This is a genomic window from Psychrobacillus sp. FSL K6-1464 (genome assembly GCF_038003145.1).
GTDB lineage: Bacteria > Bacillota > Bacilli > Bacillales_A > Planococcaceae > Psychrobacillus > Psychrobacillus psychrotolerans.
In genome coordinates this window covers 236553-250928 of sequence record NZ_JBBOOP010000002.1, presented here as the reverse complement: position 1 = coordinate 250928, position 14376 = coordinate 236553, and the positions used below count along the sequence as shown (strand labels likewise).

General features: G+C 36.9%; 21 protein-coding genes. 17 read left to right on the top strand and 4 right to left on the bottom strand.

Features of this window, described 5'->3' with window-relative positions; all coding sequences use genetic code 11:
- Window positions 1–37 precede the first annotated feature (37 nt).
- Window positions 38–394 carry a hypothetical protein gene (locus MKX39_RS21230; protein WP_340771856.1) on the bottom strand — a complete coding sequence of 119 codons (357 nt, stop codon included), beginning with the start codon at window positions 392–394 and terminating at the stop codon, window positions 38–40.
- Between the two features lie 268 nt (window positions 395–662).
- On the opposite strand from MKX39_RS21230, the gene MKX39_RS21225 reads away from it, so the two are divergent.
- From MKX39_RS21225 to MKX39_RS21205, 5 genes are all read left to right on the top strand, one after another.
- Window positions 663–1256, top strand: coding sequence for a YfbR-like 5'-deoxynucleotidase (locus tag MKX39_RS21225; protein WP_340765243.1), 594 nt, complete (start codon window positions 663–665; stop codon window positions 1254–1256).
- A 92-nt stretch (window positions 1257–1348) separates the two neighbouring features.
- Entirely contained in the window at window positions 1349–2080 is a 732-nt protein-coding gene (locus MKX39_RS21220) for a hypothetical protein (protein WP_340765242.1), read from the top strand.
- The gene (lepB, locus tag MKX39_RS21215) at window positions 2080–2616 is read left to right on the top strand and encodes a signal peptidase I (RefSeq protein ID WP_340765240.1); all 537 of its coding nucleotides are present in this window, start codon (window positions 2080–2082) and stop codon (window positions 2614–2616) included. The genes MKX39_RS21220 and lepB overlap by 1 nt, the downstream gene beginning before the upstream one ends.
- Window positions 2617–2620: 4 nt before the next feature.
- Entirely contained in the window at window positions 2621–3310 is a 690-nt protein-coding gene (locus MKX39_RS21210) for a hypothetical protein (RefSeq protein ID WP_340771853.1), read from the top strand.
- 97 nt (window positions 3311–3407) lie between these two features.
- Window positions 3408–3752: a hypothetical protein gene (locus MKX39_RS21205; protein WP_340771851.1), complete on the top strand. Its 345-nt coding sequence runs from the start codon at window positions 3408–3410 to the stop codon at window positions 3750–3752.
- 171 nt (window positions 3753–3923) lie between these two features.
- Here MKX39_RS21205 and MKX39_RS21200 read toward each other — a convergent pair whose 3' ends face one another.
- The gene (locus tag MKX39_RS21200) at window positions 3924–4424 is read right to left on the bottom strand and encodes a hypothetical protein (protein WP_340771849.1); all 501 of its coding nucleotides are present in this window, start codon (window positions 4422–4424) and stop codon (window positions 3924–3926) included.
- 39 nt (window positions 4425–4463) lie between these two features.
- Entirely contained in the window at window positions 4464–5567 is a 1104-nt protein-coding gene (locus tag MKX39_RS21195) for a hypothetical protein (protein WP_340765234.1), read from the bottom strand.
- 637 nt (window positions 5568–6204) lie between these two features.
- Between MKX39_RS21195 and MKX39_RS21190 the strand changes: the two genes are divergently transcribed.
- The 7 genes from MKX39_RS21190 (at window position 6205) to MKX39_RS21160 (ending at window position 10893) form a co-directional block, all read left to right on the top strand.
- Window positions 6205–7854 carry a PcfJ domain-containing protein gene (locus tag MKX39_RS21190; protein WP_340771847.1) on the top strand — a complete coding sequence of 550 codons (1650 nt, stop codon included), beginning with the start codon at window positions 6205–6207 and terminating at the stop codon, window positions 7852–7854.
- A 112-nt stretch (window positions 7855–7966) separates the two neighbouring features.
- A complete protein-coding gene (locus MKX39_RS21185; protein ID WP_340765231.1) occupies window positions 7967–8695 on the top strand; it encodes a hypothetical protein in 729 nt (242 codons plus the stop codon).
- 35 nt (window positions 8696–8730) lie between these two features.
- Window positions 8731–9078 carry a DUF2493 domain-containing protein gene (locus tag MKX39_RS21180; protein WP_340765229.1) on the top strand — a complete coding sequence of 116 codons (348 nt, stop codon included), beginning with the start codon at window positions 8731–8733 and terminating at the stop codon, window positions 9076–9078.
- Window positions 9079–9099: 21 nt separating this feature from the next.
- Window positions 9100–9297, top strand: coding sequence for a hypothetical protein (locus MKX39_RS21175; protein ID WP_340765227.1), 198 nt, complete (start codon window positions 9100–9102; stop codon window positions 9295–9297).
- 182 nt (window positions 9298–9479) lie between these two features.
- Window positions 9480–9761: a hypothetical protein gene (locus MKX39_RS21170; RefSeq protein ID WP_340765226.1), complete on the top strand. Its 282-nt coding sequence runs from the start codon at window positions 9480–9482 to the stop codon at window positions 9759–9761.
- 249 nt (window positions 9762–10010) lie between these two features.
- Window positions 10011–10349 (top strand): hypothetical protein, encoded by a 339-nt coding sequence (locus MKX39_RS21165; protein WP_340765219.1) that lies wholly within the window; start codon window positions 10011–10013, stop codon window positions 10347–10349.
- Window positions 10350–10602: 253 nt separating this feature from the next.
- The gene (locus MKX39_RS21160; RefSeq protein ID WP_340765218.1) at window positions 10603–10893 is read left to right on the top strand and encodes a DUF5983 family protein; all 291 of its coding nucleotides are present in this window, start codon (window positions 10603–10605) and stop codon (window positions 10891–10893) included.
- A gap of 113 nt (window positions 10894–11006) precedes the next feature.
- Here the strand turns inward: MKX39_RS21160 and MKX39_RS21155 are convergent, their stop codons facing one another.
- Window positions 11007–11501, bottom strand: a complete 495-nt coding sequence (locus MKX39_RS21155) for a hypothetical protein (RefSeq protein WP_340771844.1) — start codon at window positions 11499–11501, stop codon at window positions 11007–11009.
- A 292-nt stretch (window positions 11502–11793) separates the two neighbouring features.
- Here MKX39_RS21155 and MKX39_RS21150 point away from each other — a divergent pair, with 292 nt between their 5' ends.
- The 5 genes from MKX39_RS21150 (at window position 11794) to MKX39_RS21130 (ending at window position 14264) form a co-directional block, all read left to right on the top strand.
- Window positions 11794–12396 (top strand): 5' nucleotidase, NT5C type, encoded by a 603-nt coding sequence (locus MKX39_RS21150; RefSeq protein WP_340771842.1) that lies wholly within the window; start codon window positions 11794–11796, stop codon window positions 12394–12396.
- A gap of 47 nt (window positions 12397–12443) precedes the next feature.
- On the top strand, window positions 12444–12866 hold the full coding sequence (locus MKX39_RS21145) for a hypothetical protein (protein WP_340771840.1): 423 nt from the start codon (window positions 12444–12446) through the stop codon (window positions 12864–12866).
- Window positions 12844–13074 (top strand): hypothetical protein, encoded by a 231-nt coding sequence (locus MKX39_RS21140; protein WP_340771837.1) that lies wholly within the window; start codon window positions 12844–12846, stop codon window positions 13072–13074. Before MKX39_RS21145 ends, MKX39_RS21140 begins: the two co-directional genes overlap by 23 nt.
- The gene (locus tag MKX39_RS21135) at window positions 13067–13432 is read left to right on the top strand and encodes a hypothetical protein (RefSeq protein WP_340771835.1); all 366 of its coding nucleotides are present in this window, start codon (window positions 13067–13069) and stop codon (window positions 13430–13432) included. Before MKX39_RS21140 ends, MKX39_RS21135 begins: the two co-directional genes overlap by 8 nt.
- 409 nt (window positions 13433–13841) lie before the next feature.
- Complete coding sequence (locus tag MKX39_RS21130) at window positions 13842–14264, top strand: hypothetical protein (RefSeq protein ID WP_340765207.1); 423 nt, start codon at window positions 13842–13844, stop codon at window positions 14262–14264.
- Window positions 14265–14376 lie beyond the last annotated feature (112 nt).

Genomic DNA, 14376 nt, shown 5'->3' with positions numbered 1-14376 from the left:
TTCCACTGAGGAGAGGTCATTTTTTATTCTCATTTTATCATGTTCGCAAATGTAAAGGTAAGCCTTTGTTAGGATCAAATTTGTCTAGAGGTTTAAAGTTCATTTCTACCTCTAAATCTCCAGTTTTAAAGGGGTCCGAAGTTGGTTTTCCTTTGGAGCCTTTTCCCCAACTGGCAAACTTAGTGTCTAAATCAACGTTAATACCACTTCTAATTTCAAATTGAATGTATTTGAAACTCTTCTCCATGTCATAAGTGGAATAGCCTTTGGCAACATTATCGCTAGGGTTAAAAATATCACAGAACATAATGATAGACATGGTAAATTGTTTCGTTTCAATTATTAACTCGTTGCTATAAGTCCCTTCTTTGTATTTAATGCTGTTTACTGGCATATTTAATTCCCCGTATTTTATATTTCCGTATTTTATTATAATTACCTTCCTTCTGTTGGTAGAAAGCTACCATTTTTTTAATTGTGTACGTAAAAGTGAAATGTTGATAATATTAATCGTAGCACAGATAGGTATAAAAGACCTTAACAAAAATGGATTTGCTAGTCTAAATTACATTAATTTGTTCCATTAAAAATTCACGACATATTAGACAACGAAATGTAAATAGTGTATACTATAAAGAACGAGAAATTAAGGGGGAATGAAAATGAATGTCATTCAATATTTATTGAAATGCAGAGGATTAATGAACCTGAAACGGTATCAAAACTTATTCTTATTTAAGCAACGCAGTGTAGCAGAGCATTCATGGTCGGTAGCCAAAATTGCTCAAGGACTAGCACTAATAGAACGAGAAAAATACGGCAAGGAAATTGATATGGGAAAACTGCTTGAAAAAGCAATTTCTCATGATGAGATAGAAATATTGACAGGTGATATACTCTCTTTAACCAAAAAACGTACAAAAGCTATGACGCGTGCTGTAGAAGGTCTTGAACGACAAGTCTTTGAGGAAGAATACGCTCAGCAGTTTTTGCCGAGTGGATGGAAAGAGCATTTTCGTTCCTTAACGCTAACGGCCAAAGACGATTCTATTGAAGGGGAAATACTTGCCGTTGCTGACGTAATAGATACAATGTTTGAGGCTATTGAAGAAATCCAGCTAGGCAACACTGAATATTTCAGTGGAGTCGTGACGAGTTCGTACGACAAGATTGCAGACTCCCAGTTAGGAAGCGTACAAGATATACTGGATGAGTTTAGGACTCAATACGAAAGCTTGATTCAGAAGGCATGCTAACGCATGTCTTTTTGTTATTGCTCGACATGATACGACGATTAAAAAGCGGCTATTAACATATTATACAAAAACAATAGAAAGAGAGGAATTACATGCTGTTTTCAGAGGTAAAACCGAATAACAGATTACAAATAAAGTGCGAACATCCCGACCCTTCAAAACGGTTAGTGCGAGGGATTGTTCTTGCGGTAGGCGACGAATCGTTAATCATGGTGACTGAAGGTGGAGATATTCAGGAAATAGAAAAAGACCAAATGCTCCATATCCTGATTATTTCGTTACCTAAAGTACTTTCCGATGCACTACAAGTGTTAAAAAACCAGCATGAACGTATTTATCAAAATGAAGAAGCTCGGATCAAACTGCGTGCAGATTTAGAAAAGTTGAAAAATGGAGTTCATGACGCATCCTTCTTGTCCGATTTTAACGGAGTCGGGGCCACCACGAGACTCACAGCTTCAATTGAACCCGACGAATTGAAATTCATTTCGAAGGGACTAACTTACATCTTCGGTTTTACGCCTTATTCCAACGATGAAATTATACTGGAAATTGATGTAAGAGATACCTTAGAGTATCCACAATTTGTTCAAGAGAGAGACGTAGATCGCATTCTGGATACACACGCACCAGATGTCATACAAATTATCAAAAAGCAATTCTCTTATTCCACCAATACTAAGCTGATAGAATCAAAGGTGATGCATGAGAATGGAGACTTCTATATTGTCCAGTCCTCTTATCAAGTACGTATTCCTATCTCCGCAGAGCTGTTCGTTGAGATGAGAGAAAAAATACGACAATCAATCAGGAGGATGAAGTGATGGAACAAAGAGTGCCCAAAAGAAAGAACTTACGATTTATTCTGCTGATGATCATTGCCTTTGTTTTAGGTGCAGCATTCAACGTTTCAATGAAGCCCACTGTCGTATCAGGGACATCCATGTATCCCACGCTGGATGATGGTGATTACATGTTGCTAAACCGATTGACGGAAATTCAGAAGGGGGATATTGTTGTTTTTCGTTCTGGAATTGAAACTGCTCCTATCATGGTAAAACGAGTAATAGCAACAAGTGGAGATGTTATAACAATTTCAGATTCAAAAGTAACTATTAATGGCCAAGATTTGGTCGAGCCTTATATACAAGACAAGGATTTTATGGGTGCTGTGTCATTGACAGTGCCAGATGGTGAAATGTTTGTGATGGGAGACAATAGAAATAACAGCTTGGACAGTCGCAACCTTGGTACAGTAAAAGTGGAAAACGTTATCGGAAAGACGCTTGTTCGCTTGTGGCCACTAGAGACCATTCAAAATGATACTAATTATAACAATAAAAGATTAGGGGAGGAATGAACGGATGAATAGATTGAATAAAACCGGGATGACGCTCATAGATTATAAAACAGAGCTAATGAAAGAATACCCGCAGATAGTTCGAGATGCACTTATCACAACGATTGCACAAATGAAGGAACAGAAGATCGTTACAATAGATGCCTTCACCTACATGCAAGATAAAACCATTCCAATGGAAGACTTTAATCGGTATCTTCTGACGCAAGCAACCTATGCGAAGAGTGACGAAGAGATGTTCGAAGAATTTGAGGTAATACGCAAGGACTTGATGCGAAGCTTGGCAAATACACTTGGGTTAACATCTAAATCCATGCTGACAAAAGAGCAGATCGTGGTCCATAAGAAGTTTTATATGGATGCAACATTTGCCAAAAACTACTTCCAAGTAGAGGAAAAAGATATAATGAATCTCATGAAAAGAAAAGGTATTGTCGAGAAATTTGCGGTATTAAGGTTACCCAAAATAATAGGGGACTACTGCAACAAACACAAGATGGAAAATAGGATGATTCGTATGGATTACTCGATGGTGTACTATGAGTCTGAAGGAGATCGTTATGCAATTGATTTAACCTTTGAAATAGGAATCGAGAAGCTTGAACATATGGTGGATTACTCAGAGGTTAGCGATAGTATCACGCAATCTGTTGAAGAAGCAAATCTTTTCTATGCAACAAAAATGCAAGCATAAGACATCCTTCGGGGTGTCTTTTTATTTGGACGTATCATATTTGCATATAATGAAATATATTTATTTGAGACAGATAAGCATCAGGGAGGAACATGAAATGGAAAATGAATACCAAATTGAAGTTTCTTATCAGGTAAAAAAGGTTGTAACAGTAAAGGGTGAAGATGTAAGAAAAGCTCGAATAAAGGCAGCAGAGCTTGTTTATTTTTCAGAAGAGAATGTCGTTCCGCAGAGCGTCAACGTGAATGAAGACATTACTCGTCATTCAGAGTTGAACAAAGTGAGAACACTGGTTGTTACAAAAGATATGATAGTGAAAAATGGCATGCTTCGTTCCGGAGAAATCAATGAGGTGATAAGTCAAACAAATACTTCTTATATCATAGAGGCGAATAATGAGGAAATTCAAATTCCTTTTGAATATGCTTACCCTGTGAGATGACTAGAAATACAGTACTGCTTTGCAGTGCTTTTTTTTATGACATATTCTGATTTCTGATTAAAAAAAAGAATATCGACTTATAAATTATAATCTACAAGAATCTTAATAAGATTAATATAAAGTACACAAAAAGAGCCCAAATTAGAACTGAGCTCTTTTTGTATTAACCATTTAAACTGTAGTGTTTTTTGGCTGAATGCTCCAAGGTGATGGTGGAATATCCATTGCCACTTGATCACTGCTTGGTTTAATGCTCCAAGGTGATGGTGGAATATCCATTGCCACTTGATCACTGCTTGGTTTAATGCTCCAAGGTGATGGCGGAATATCCATTGCCACTTGATCACTGCTTGGTTTAATGCTCCAAGGTGCAGGTGGGATGTGCTTAGCTACTTGTTCACCGCTTGGTTTAATGCTCCAAGGTGCAGGTGGGATGTGCTTAGCTACTTGATCACCACTTGGTTTAATGCTCCAAGGTGCAGGTGGTATGGCTTTTGATGTTGCCTCACCGATAGTTTTAACGTTCCATGGTTGAGGTGTTATTGGTCCTGCTACAGTACTTGATTGTTCTCCAGACTGGGCTAAACCAGTTCCTGTAGAAGAAGTAAAGCCAACAACTCCTATACTTAGAGCCATTGCTGCACACAGCAACTTTTTCTTCATGTTTCTCATTTTTTTTCCTCCTGTTATTGTCATGATACTCCGAAAGAATCATGTCGCTACATTAGAATCACTTCGCAAGAGCAATTCGTTCACCTTGAGTAGAATACTCATGATGCCCTCGATATCATTTCTCTCGATAAAAAATTCATTTAGCTGTTTATAATAATACCGTATATCGTAGTCATTTCCTATCTTTTCTATTCTTGGTAAGAACTCGGCTTTCATAAACTTCACATATTCTTCGGTGTAACCTAGTATATGGAGTTTCGCCACTTTATATTCCATCAAGAAATCTTCAAAATGCAACATCGGTTTCTCATGTTCTTCCATGGATTCTAATACATAGCCAGCTTTTAATATTGTTTCATTTGCGGCACTCAGATTTTTTTGATCCCTAAAAGCTTTTGCTTGCATAAGAAAAAGTACGAATCGCTCAAACTTCATGGATTCTGGCATCGCTTGAATGCCGATTTCGCAATTTTGGATACATTTATCGTAATTTTTAAACTTCATACATGCTAAAGCGTAGTTGTATAAAGCTGGGAAACGAACTTTCCAACAATTTGTAGAACGGGCATAGTACAAAGCTTTCTCTAGACATTTAAGAGAACGTTGAAAATTCATTAATTTAGATTCTACAATCGACATGTTTGTATAGAGTTCAGACACTCTTTTCAAATTATCATTGTTTTCATAGATTTCCAGTGCGATAGGGCTGTGCTCTTCCACTAAATCTAAATGGGAAGTCCATTGAGCAGCTAGACAGATAGAATAATGCAAATCTGCAATTTCTAATCCTTGCAAGGAGTTTCTTGTAGTTTCAGGAATAACTTCATAAGCTTGAAGGTACAACAGGAGAGAAAGCTCGAAATGCTTTCTAGCGTAAGCTATGTTTCCGTTGTATTTGTGATAAAAGTAAATTATCTCAACAGTCATTTCATGTGTTCTTTCACGTAATTCAGCAGAAATCACTTCTGCTTCATCGATTTCCCAAAGTAAGATATGTGCCCGCATTAATCGAACCTTATTTAACAATCTATCTTCGTTCGTAAGTTTGCTGTGATTATTTTCAACACCTAAAATGTGCTGCTTTAAACCAATTATTTCTTCTTTCGTTTTCGAATGAAGCAGTAGCTCATTTATATTTTCCAAGCTTTATTCCCCCTCCTAAAGTTCTTTAATCACGAAGACCACTTATTAACATTGTTGGTTCTTCGAATATGTATATCTCTATCTAAAATTTATAGTCATTTAATTGTATTTTGAAAAATCAAGCAACCCTCAGAAGAAGGTGAGTAAATATTATTTTCCAATGGCAAAAGCAGGATAATTAAATAATAAATATGAGAACAACAGAGGGATATAGCTTTGCAAAGAAATTGTTGCTATGTTTATACAGCTTCTTATATGTCTCTAATTATACGTCAAATTACACTGTTTGTCAACAATTGCTTATTTCTGTTGTCTGTAGGAAACAAGGAGGGGAGACATTATTTGTGGTTTGGGTCTATTGGTAATACTGTTCTTATGTCGAATATACTATGTATTTGTCTAAATGTCATTAGCATATGCATAAAAGGATATTTTTCTGGTGTATTTATGAGAATATTTCATTAATTAATACGGTAATTGTACCCAAGAGGATTTATGTTTCTACATTATTCGACATGATTCTCTATTTTTTATCTCTTTCTCTTGTCATTATCAAAATATTTCTTCCGCATACAATAAACAGAACTTAAAAACATGGAGAGGAATTGTCCTCATTTAAAAAGGAGATGTTTGTTGTATGAAGAATGGTGTGTATAAAAGATTTTATCGCAATATTAGAAATGAAAAAGGAATGTCAAGAAGAGAGTTAGCTTATTTCTTTGCTTGTCCATGTGGGCACACTGATTCCAGTAATGAGGAGCCTTCTCATTACGTTTGTGTTTGTGATAATAAAGGCTTTTACGACGGAGAAAGGTTTCATGTTTTTTCAGTCACAGTCTTGGAGGATGACAAACGAATCAAGCTATCCATAAGCGGACAAAACTATAGAATGCTCTTCGAAAATGATTATGGGGAGGATGATATAAGAACGTTTAAAAATGTTAAGCTTCAGGCATACAGAAACTCCTTTACGCTCAGTTTGTCCAAAGAAACCGGACGGACCTATAAAATTAAGTTTCCGCAGCGAACAGTCCAGGATGTTTCACGTTATGGTGTTACTGGAAGAGATGTAAGAGAGGCTTTTTATGCAGCTCTCAAAACTCCTGCTTATGCAAAAAAGGTGGATGAATTTATTGAAAGATTATCCAGTAGAATTCCAGATAAGATATTAGCTGAGTGGAATGTAGACTCGCAAGGAAAGAATAGCGAAGAAAAGATTGGAATGCTTACGCTACTAAATGCTTATCCCCACCTTCATCATATGGGAAAAGCAATTCCGTTGTTTAGTAAAGAACCAAAGAAAAACAAATTAGTACGCCAAGCAGCGGGGGGTACAGAGGCGTTCAAAGCAATTTGTCCAGCTCTGACCAAACGTTCCATTAAGATGCTTAGAAAGCTCCCGAATTATACAATTGGAGAAGTTCTGTCTATTGTTCAAGTCATGAAAAATAAAGACCATATTCATACGCTAATTGAAAGAAAAGTGAATAAAACTAATTCGAATTATCAACTTCATGATGAAGACCCTAGGGCTATAATAGAAGTCTCGTATATTAGAAAAAGGCTACTTAAGAAGTTCATAGGGCATTTTTATGGAGATGTTGAACGATTTGAAAGAGCGATGGTCCAAGATATGCATGTAGATTTCCATTTCCAAGATTCTATAAGGATGTATGCAGACTTACTGAAAGAGATGGATTCTCTTGAACCATCTGATTTAACCCGATTTAAAAAAGAATTTTTTGATGTCATAACAGGCAATCTAAAGAGTGTACATGACGGATTATCGCAAGCAAGAAACATGATAAACAGAGCAAACAAAATCATTCCTTATCGCAAAGAGGAAATCAATCAGTTGTCTTACAGTGGTCAAACGATTCAATTCCGCCCAGCCATAGACACTCATGAATTACTTCACGTGGGAAAAGCAATGCACATTTGTGTAGGAAGCTATGACCGAATGGCTTTAGAAAAGTCTCTAGCTATCGTTATTGGCTTTAAGGATGAAGAACCAGTACTTTGCATAGAGCTACAAGGAAACGAACTCAGACAGGTCAAGAAGTCGAGAAATCAACGATTATTCAAGAATGATATTGCTACAGAGGATTTTCAAGCTTGGATGAAACAAGTAAGTCCTAAGGTATTCACTAATGATTTATGCGAAATAGATGTGGAAAAAGAATTAGTAACAGTGGAATCGGAATTGATCGAGGAGAATCCATTTGCACATAGGGTTTACCATAATGCTCCAATAATAGAGGTAGGAGAATTTGAATTGCCTTTCTAGAACCCTATTACGGGTTCTTTTTTTTGGCATAGAGTCACTGATAATCCCATAAGATAGTTTGTTAAAACAATAAAGGAGCAGAACTATCCTGCTTTGAAAAGGAGCGTCTATTATGAGGTTTTATCATATTTCCACGGAACTGTTGCATACCGGTTTGTTTCAACCCGCTATACCAAAAAATCGACACAAAGATGCAGAAAACGATAAGATTCCTCGTATATGTGTATCTAATTCGGTAGAAGGGTGTCTATCCGCAATTCCAAACGGTGGTTCTAGACTAGACGAAATGAATTACAGCAGGCGTGGGTACTACTTGTTATTTACGATCGACACGGAAAAGTTAGGAATATCTTCAGAGAATATCATGACAAACGAACAAATCTATGAACTAGACTATGTTAGGGATGCTGACTTTACTGGAGAACATTGGATACTTCAAGAATTCCAAGTAGATGCTTCTGACATACAGTTGATTTGCTTACATGATTGGGCAGAAGAACCAGTGGATGTACTTCCCTTTAGTATTTTCGCAATTGCAGAAGAGAAGTATGAAGGCGATTACCTGACCGCATACATGGAAATGTACGATGATTTAGTGCCATGTAGCGTGCGTATTTCTGAGGCTAATTATCATTCATCGGTTATTGAATCTGGGCAAATAATTTCCCTACAAACCGATAGCATGGAGGAGGCAGAAGAAGTTGCCATTTTACTTGCTGCTTGTCAAAATGTAGAAGTCATTAAAGTAGACACATATGATGTCGCCTTTCAAACGACAGGAGAAGCACATCTGGGTATTGTCTTTGAACAACATTTTGAGTTAGCATCGCAATTCAACTAGGAAATTGAAATTAAATAGGAAAGAGGATGAATAATATGAGATTAGTAATTGCAGGAGGAAGAGAGTTTTCAGATTATGAGTTTTTAAAACGTGAAGTGGATCAATTTGTGCTAGGAGCGGAAGAAGTGATTGTTATTTCTGGTAAAGCGAGGGGAGCAGATTCCCTTGGAGAGAAATACGCGAAAGAACGAGGGTATGGTTTAGAAGATTACCCTGCTAATTGGAAGCTGTTTGGAAAGCGAGCGGGATTTGTACGCAATCGACAAATGGGCGAGTCTGCGGATGCAGTTATCTGTTTTTGGGATGGATATTCAAAAGGGACAAAGCATATGATCGATTTGGCGAAGGAGCTAGATCGTAAATTACTTGTCGTTCGGTACTAAACAAGAAGGGCGGAATAATTTATGGTAAAGAAATTAATGGGTATGGTTATTTTACTAGTATTGTTCACAGCATTCCTGATAGCTAATGGTACAGGTATAGCAAGTGGTGCAGAAAATTTAAACGGCGAGTCACTTTCTATTGGGGACAAGTTGGCAGAATGGGCTGGCAATCTTACAAAAAAAGTCATCGATAAAGTCTTCGAAAACTTTATCGGGTAAGGCTTTGCTTAATCATACGACTCTCCTCTCGGAGAGTTTTTTTATATTTATAGGCCATGGTGCATAAGATGAGTGAAAACACTATAAGCATGTCGATTGGTTGGTTGCCAACAAATAACTATTGACGATTTTAGAGGTTGAGTTTGGAAAACATACAATCAACAAAAAAGGAGAGAACTTAAATGTTAGTTTTGTCGAGAAAAAAGGGCCAGTCCCTTTGGTTTAATGGAAAAGAAATGATGATTGAGGGGATAAAAGAGGGCGGACGGCATGATGGAAAACTAAAAGTGAATTTTACAGGAGAGAATGATCCGACGCGACATTTGACGGAAGAGGTAAAAGAAGTAATCCCTGGTCTGTGCATTGGTTTTGTCAAAGGGAAGGGAAAGCAATATCGTCTCCTTATTGAAGCAGGGGACATGCGTGTTGCTAGAACATACGAATACGTCAGAATGTCAGCATAAGAACAGGAGGAATTATGAGCACTGTTGAAGTCGAATTCAGAATTGATTCGCTGTTAGTTATTGAAGAACAGGGGGGTAAGCTAACACAGATTCAAGAGTGTGAACTGCACAGCCTGTTCTGCATGCTTCTCCATAAAATGGCTAACATTGCCTAACAAAGCGAGGTTCAATGTCTCGTTTTTTTGTTGTTCAAATTTAATGAAGTAAACAAGTGTCAATTGCATATGCTAAGAAAAAGGAGTGAAGCCTATGGGGGAAACACACTTGATCCTCACGGGACTACTAATCCTCAGCCTGATCTCCACTTTTCTCCTAACGAGCACAAGAAAAACGTCGTATATTGCTCGAGGAGGAATAATCGTTGCGTTATTGGTTGTATGTATTCATGCCAATCACCTGACCTCCATTAACAAGCAAATCGTGGAAGAAAAGGCTAAAGTTCTGTATGAGGAGAAAGGGCCCGACATTCGTGTGGTTCAAGAAAGTCGTCATCGCTTTAGAGTCCGGGCAGAAGATAATAAATATATTCTGCTGGTCACATACGACGGATTTTATATAGATGAGATAAAAGAGAAAGAGAACAAATAAGGGCCCAGTTGGGTTCTTTTTTCTGTGTAGTAAAAAAAGATATTCCAAATGAGGGTGCCGTTCACTTCTGAACATTATTCTGCTTAAACGAATATCTTCATTTATTGTAAATTTAAATTGACTAAGTAGTCGTTTGAGTATATTTCTTGTATGAATAAATCGATATTATGAAATGACAAGTAATTGCGTATGATAGGGTGAAACAAGATAATAGGAGCGGACAAGTCGTCTGCATTTAAGGAGGAAATTATTCATGGAAAAACTAGAAATCTCAAGTATGTTAACCATTTCAACAGCACATATCTCAGAGGAGACCGCTAAACTCATTGAAAGTAATGCTATTCAAGGGCTGATACATTATCAAAAGAATGAATACGGTTGGTTTATCTATACGGGTGTTGAAGAAGATGAGGTTGAACTGAAAGAAGATTTACCAGAAGACTTGAAAAGTGTCATGGATGTAGCAATTAGACACAATTGTATATGGTTATGTTTAGATCGAGACGCAGAATTAGCGAAGGATTTGCCTATTTATCACTGGTGAACTAACTCCTGAAAAATAAAATAATGAAAATGCAAAATAGTTCGTAACAGGGGATTCTATCCCTTGTTTTTTTATTTCCAAAGAAAAAGAGCCTAAAAGCTAGGCTCTATATTTTATAGTTTGCGAATCATTAAGGTAGCGATTACTTCATTCCGCGGAATAAGCACATCAAACCCTTGGGTAGTTAACCACTCTTCCAGTTCTTCAGCGGAAATAGGCTCGTTGCTTAGTGAACTTGGTGCAGCGTAGATCATTAAATACTTTACTTTACGCTCTTCACAAGCTTCTGCGAACAATTGAAGCATTTCAGCTCCGTATCCGCCCGACATTATTGATTTATCCGATGACATATCCTCGATATAACCGTAAAGTTGCTTGTCAGTCTCTGTTTCAAGCAGTGCATTAAAGACTTTCATGTCTTCTTGAATGTCATCTTCTACCATTCCTTTGGCAATCAACGACATCATCATGAGGTTTTCTGGTTGTAATTCCATTACAGAGCCGACTATTGCTGCATCTATATTTGGGTTTGACGGGGCGAGTATAATCGTTTCCCCATTTTTCAAGTAGCTTTGTACCATATCTAGATTTTGTTGTTTCATTTCCATATCAAACATCTCCTCTTTCTTTGATAATCTATCATACGAAAAGGAAGGAGGAATTAGTCATGTTTTTCTTCTCTTTCTTTTCAAAGGCATATAGAAAGCCAATAGCATCAACGATTTTTATTCGGCATCATTAAGCATTTTCTTTTCAGTCGAAAATGAGTTTCTCAGAGTAATACATGTAGTTCCTGCACCATCAAACATTATCAAATTATGAAAAGGATAAGGTAAGAATATAATACACAAGAATTATAAAAATGGAGATCCTATAGGATCAATGAAATGGAGACGAATAATGAGAAAACCGATTATTTTATTAGATATGGATGATGTAATGGCAAACTTTTCAGCAGAATGGATACGGCTATACAATGAGGAATACTCCGATAGTCTGACTCAAAACGATTTGACAGAGTGGGACGCCTCTTTATTTACAAAGCCTGAGTGCGGGATGAAAATTTATGATTATCTTCGTAATCCGGGGCTATTTCGCAACCTGATAGTTGCGGATGGGTGTAAGGATGTCCTGAAAGATTTAACTGAATTAGGAGCAGAGGTAATTATAGTGACGGATTCACCTCAAGGATGCAGCTTTGGACAAAGTGACTGGAGGGGAAGTAATCCAACTGATGATAAAAGAGCATGGTTGCAGGAACATTTCCCCTTCATACCAAAAGAAAATTTTGTAGTTACTTCTAAAAAATGGCTCGTTCAAGGTGACATACTAATAGACGATAAGCCGTCTACTATTTTGAAGTTTCAAGAGCTTGGGAGAAAGGTTGTAGCAATGAGCAGACCTTGTAACCAAAAGATTGATGCTCAACTTCGTGCGGACAACTGGTTTGTACTTCATGATATTTTGATTCAAGAATGTTTTGGAGGTATTGTTCGGAACTAAACATAGTCCAATAAATTTAGTTAAGAGATGAACAGGAGGAATAACACTTGCAAAATCATTGGTTAATAAAAATTGAAAAAAATAAAGGTAAGAATATGAAGTTCTATACAGAAATCATTCGTGAAAAATACGGTAAGGAACTTTCGTGGATAGAAGTTCAGGCACTTGATAGACAAGAGCATTTAGCGATCTTATGTAAGCTTGAGGAAGCCATTAAGCTGGACCAATCTCCGTATGACATCGAAAAGCTTTCAAGAGCTATTCAATATTCAAGAAGTGGAATGGGTGGTTCTGCAATGACGCCCTATACATGTCACTTTTGTGGAAAACAAGATATATGGACGAATACTGCGATTCCTAATATCTGCAAGGATTGCACGGATGAAATGGCAAAGGCAATAATATTGTCAGGTTTCGATCTTTCGAAATCACAAAAGGGGATAACTAATGAAACCACATTTACTTCATAAAGGCGACATGATAAAAAGCAGGATAACTTCTCGTCTTTGGATAGATGAAGGGGAAATATTTGAAACGTTAGGAATAACGACCTCTGTATATACCGATAGTCAAGGTGTACTTTTTATTGATCGCAACGGAGGCATTCGGGCATTCTGGTCTCTATCAGATTATGAAGTAATCCACCAAATTATAAACAAGGAGAATGGAGATGAGTGACGAACTAATAATTCAAATAGAACATTTATTGGAGTCCATAGAAAAAGTGCAAGTCAAAACCTATCAACTCTGTCAAAAGATGAACCTTCCCAAAGAGAAGTACGATACTCGAGTGATCTGCAAAGGCTCACTGGTACAGAAAGCTCAACAGGAAGACATAGCTCAAATTAGAGAGGTTTATTCGTTATTGGTGAACGAAGAGATAGTACCACTTCTTCTGCAAAACCGTTTGGTATTGGTGCAAACATTAGACAAAAGAGTTGGTCCAGAATTTATTGGGACAACCTTGAACATTCTTAGGGAAATCTATCATGATCTACTTATTGATTTACAACGAAATCGAATCATAGGCATATAGAAAGAGCAGTATCCTATCTAGGGATGCTGTTTTTTTGATAGCTCAGTAGCTCACGACAGGGATACCATAAAGTGTTATTAACAAACTAGTATTTTTTTGTACTATTCGACTTTATTAACGGAAAGGAAAAGGTAAAACATTTATTCCTTATAAATAACAGATACAATTCTTGCATAACATCCTATATATTATAAATATAAATTGATATATATTGGAATAGAAGTCAGGATATAGGGAGGAATTCATGAAAATAATAGGGGAAATTGTCGGACAGAACAATTAGTATAATGTTGCACAAGAGCTATCTGAATTAATTTATCTTATTAAGTGCTATTGTTCTAGTAGTATTGAAACAACAAGGAAGAATACGAAAAACATTATTAATTAAATTAGAAAAGAGGGAAAAGTAATGAACATTAAAAAAATAATACCAGTTATTGCTTTATCTATTTTTGCCGCTAGTGCTGTGCCAGCATCAGCTGACGTTCTTGGTGGTTGGAGTGAAGAAGGTGGCTATTTCACAAATCCTGCAACAGAATTAAATAACAGTTTTGTTGTTGGTGAAAAAGGAACAGTTTCAGCACTAGCTGCTGCAGCTTCACACTCTTCTTTTTATGATTATAAAAAACCTGGATCACAAATTTATGAACGTATTAATGGGGAAACTACTTGGAAAGGTATAGAACATTATTCGAGAGCTAGATATGAGACTTGGGTTACTGGTACTGCAGAAGCCGATAGTGGCCGAGTATGGGGAGTAGGTTATACACTGGCAACTAGTGGTTGGCATCCTGGAGATTTCGCAACTGCTAAAACTTATTATGGAAATTAATATGACAAGAAGAGGTAATCCTAGGATTATCTCTTTGCTTTTAAAATTATGAGAAGCATTCTGCATAAACAAGACATAGCGTTTTCTCTCTATCTTCTTGTTATTAATATAC

What these genes read in the sequence shown, in the direction of transcription:
- MKX39_RS21230 (WP_340771856.1), bottom strand. Translation starts at nt 394, where the DNA reads ATGCCAGTAAACAGCATTAAATACAAAGAAGGGACTTATAGCAACGAG.
- MKX39_RS21225 (WP_340765243.1), top strand. Translation starts at nt 663, where the DNA reads ATGAATGTCATTCAATATTTATTGAAATGCAGAGGATTAATGAACCTG.
- MKX39_RS21220 (WP_340765242.1), top strand. Translation starts at nt 1,349, where the DNA reads ATGCTGTTTTCAGAGGTAAAACCGAATAACAGATTACAAATAAAGTGC.
- lepB (WP_340765240.1), top strand. Translation starts at nt 2,080, where the DNA reads ATGGAACAAAGAGTGCCCAAAAGAAAGAACTTACGATTTATTCTGCTG.
- MKX39_RS21210 (WP_340771853.1), top strand. Translation starts at nt 2,621, where the DNA reads ATGAATAGATTGAATAAAACCGGGATGACGCTCATAGATTATAAAACA.
- MKX39_RS21205 (WP_340771851.1), top strand. Translation starts at nt 3,408, where the DNA reads ATGGAAAATGAATACCAAATTGAAGTTTCTTATCAGGTAAAAAAGGTT.
- MKX39_RS21200 (WP_340771849.1), bottom strand. Translation starts at nt 4,424, where the DNA reads ATGAGAAACATGAAGAAAAAGTTGCTGTGTGCAGCAATGGCTCTAAGT.
- MKX39_RS21190 (WP_340771847.1), top strand. Translation starts at nt 6,205, where the DNA reads ATGAAGAATGGTGTGTATAAAAGATTTTATCGCAATATTAGAAATGAA.
- MKX39_RS21185 (WP_340765231.1), top strand. Translation starts at nt 7,967, where the DNA reads ATGAGGTTTTATCATATTTCCACGGAACTGTTGCATACCGGTTTGTTT.
- MKX39_RS21180 (WP_340765229.1), top strand. Translation starts at nt 8,731, where the DNA reads ATGAGATTAGTAATTGCAGGAGGAAGAGAGTTTTCAGATTATGAGTTT.
- MKX39_RS21175 (WP_340765227.1), top strand. Translation starts at nt 9,100, where the DNA reads ATGGTAAAGAAATTAATGGGTATGGTTATTTTACTAGTATTGTTCACA.
- MKX39_RS21170 (WP_340765226.1), top strand. Translation starts at nt 9,480, where the DNA reads ATGTTAGTTTTGTCGAGAAAAAAGGGCCAGTCCCTTTGGTTTAATGGA.
- MKX39_RS21165 (WP_340765219.1), top strand. Translation starts at nt 10,011, where the DNA reads ATGGGGGAAACACACTTGATCCTCACGGGACTACTAATCCTCAGCCTG.
- MKX39_RS21160 (WP_340765218.1), top strand. Translation starts at nt 10,603, where the DNA reads ATGGAAAAACTAGAAATCTCAAGTATGTTAACCATTTCAACAGCACAT.
- MKX39_RS21155 (WP_340771844.1), bottom strand. Translation starts at nt 11,501, where the DNA reads ATGGAAATGAAACAACAAAATCTAGATATGGTACAAAGCTACTTGAAA.
- MKX39_RS21150 (WP_340771842.1), top strand. Translation starts at nt 11,794, where the DNA reads ATGAGAAAACCGATTATTTTATTAGATATGGATGATGTAATGGCAAAC.
- MKX39_RS21140 (WP_340771837.1), top strand. Translation starts at nt 12,844, where the DNA reads ATGAAACCACATTTACTTCATAAAGGCGACATGATAAAAAGCAGGATA.
- MKX39_RS21135 (WP_340771835.1), top strand. Translation starts at nt 13,067, where the DNA reads ATGAGTGACGAACTAATAATTCAAATAGAACATTTATTGGAGTCCATA.
- MKX39_RS21130 (WP_340765207.1), top strand. Translation starts at nt 13,842, where the DNA reads ATGAACATTAAAAAAATAATACCAGTTATTGCTTTATCTATTTTTGCC.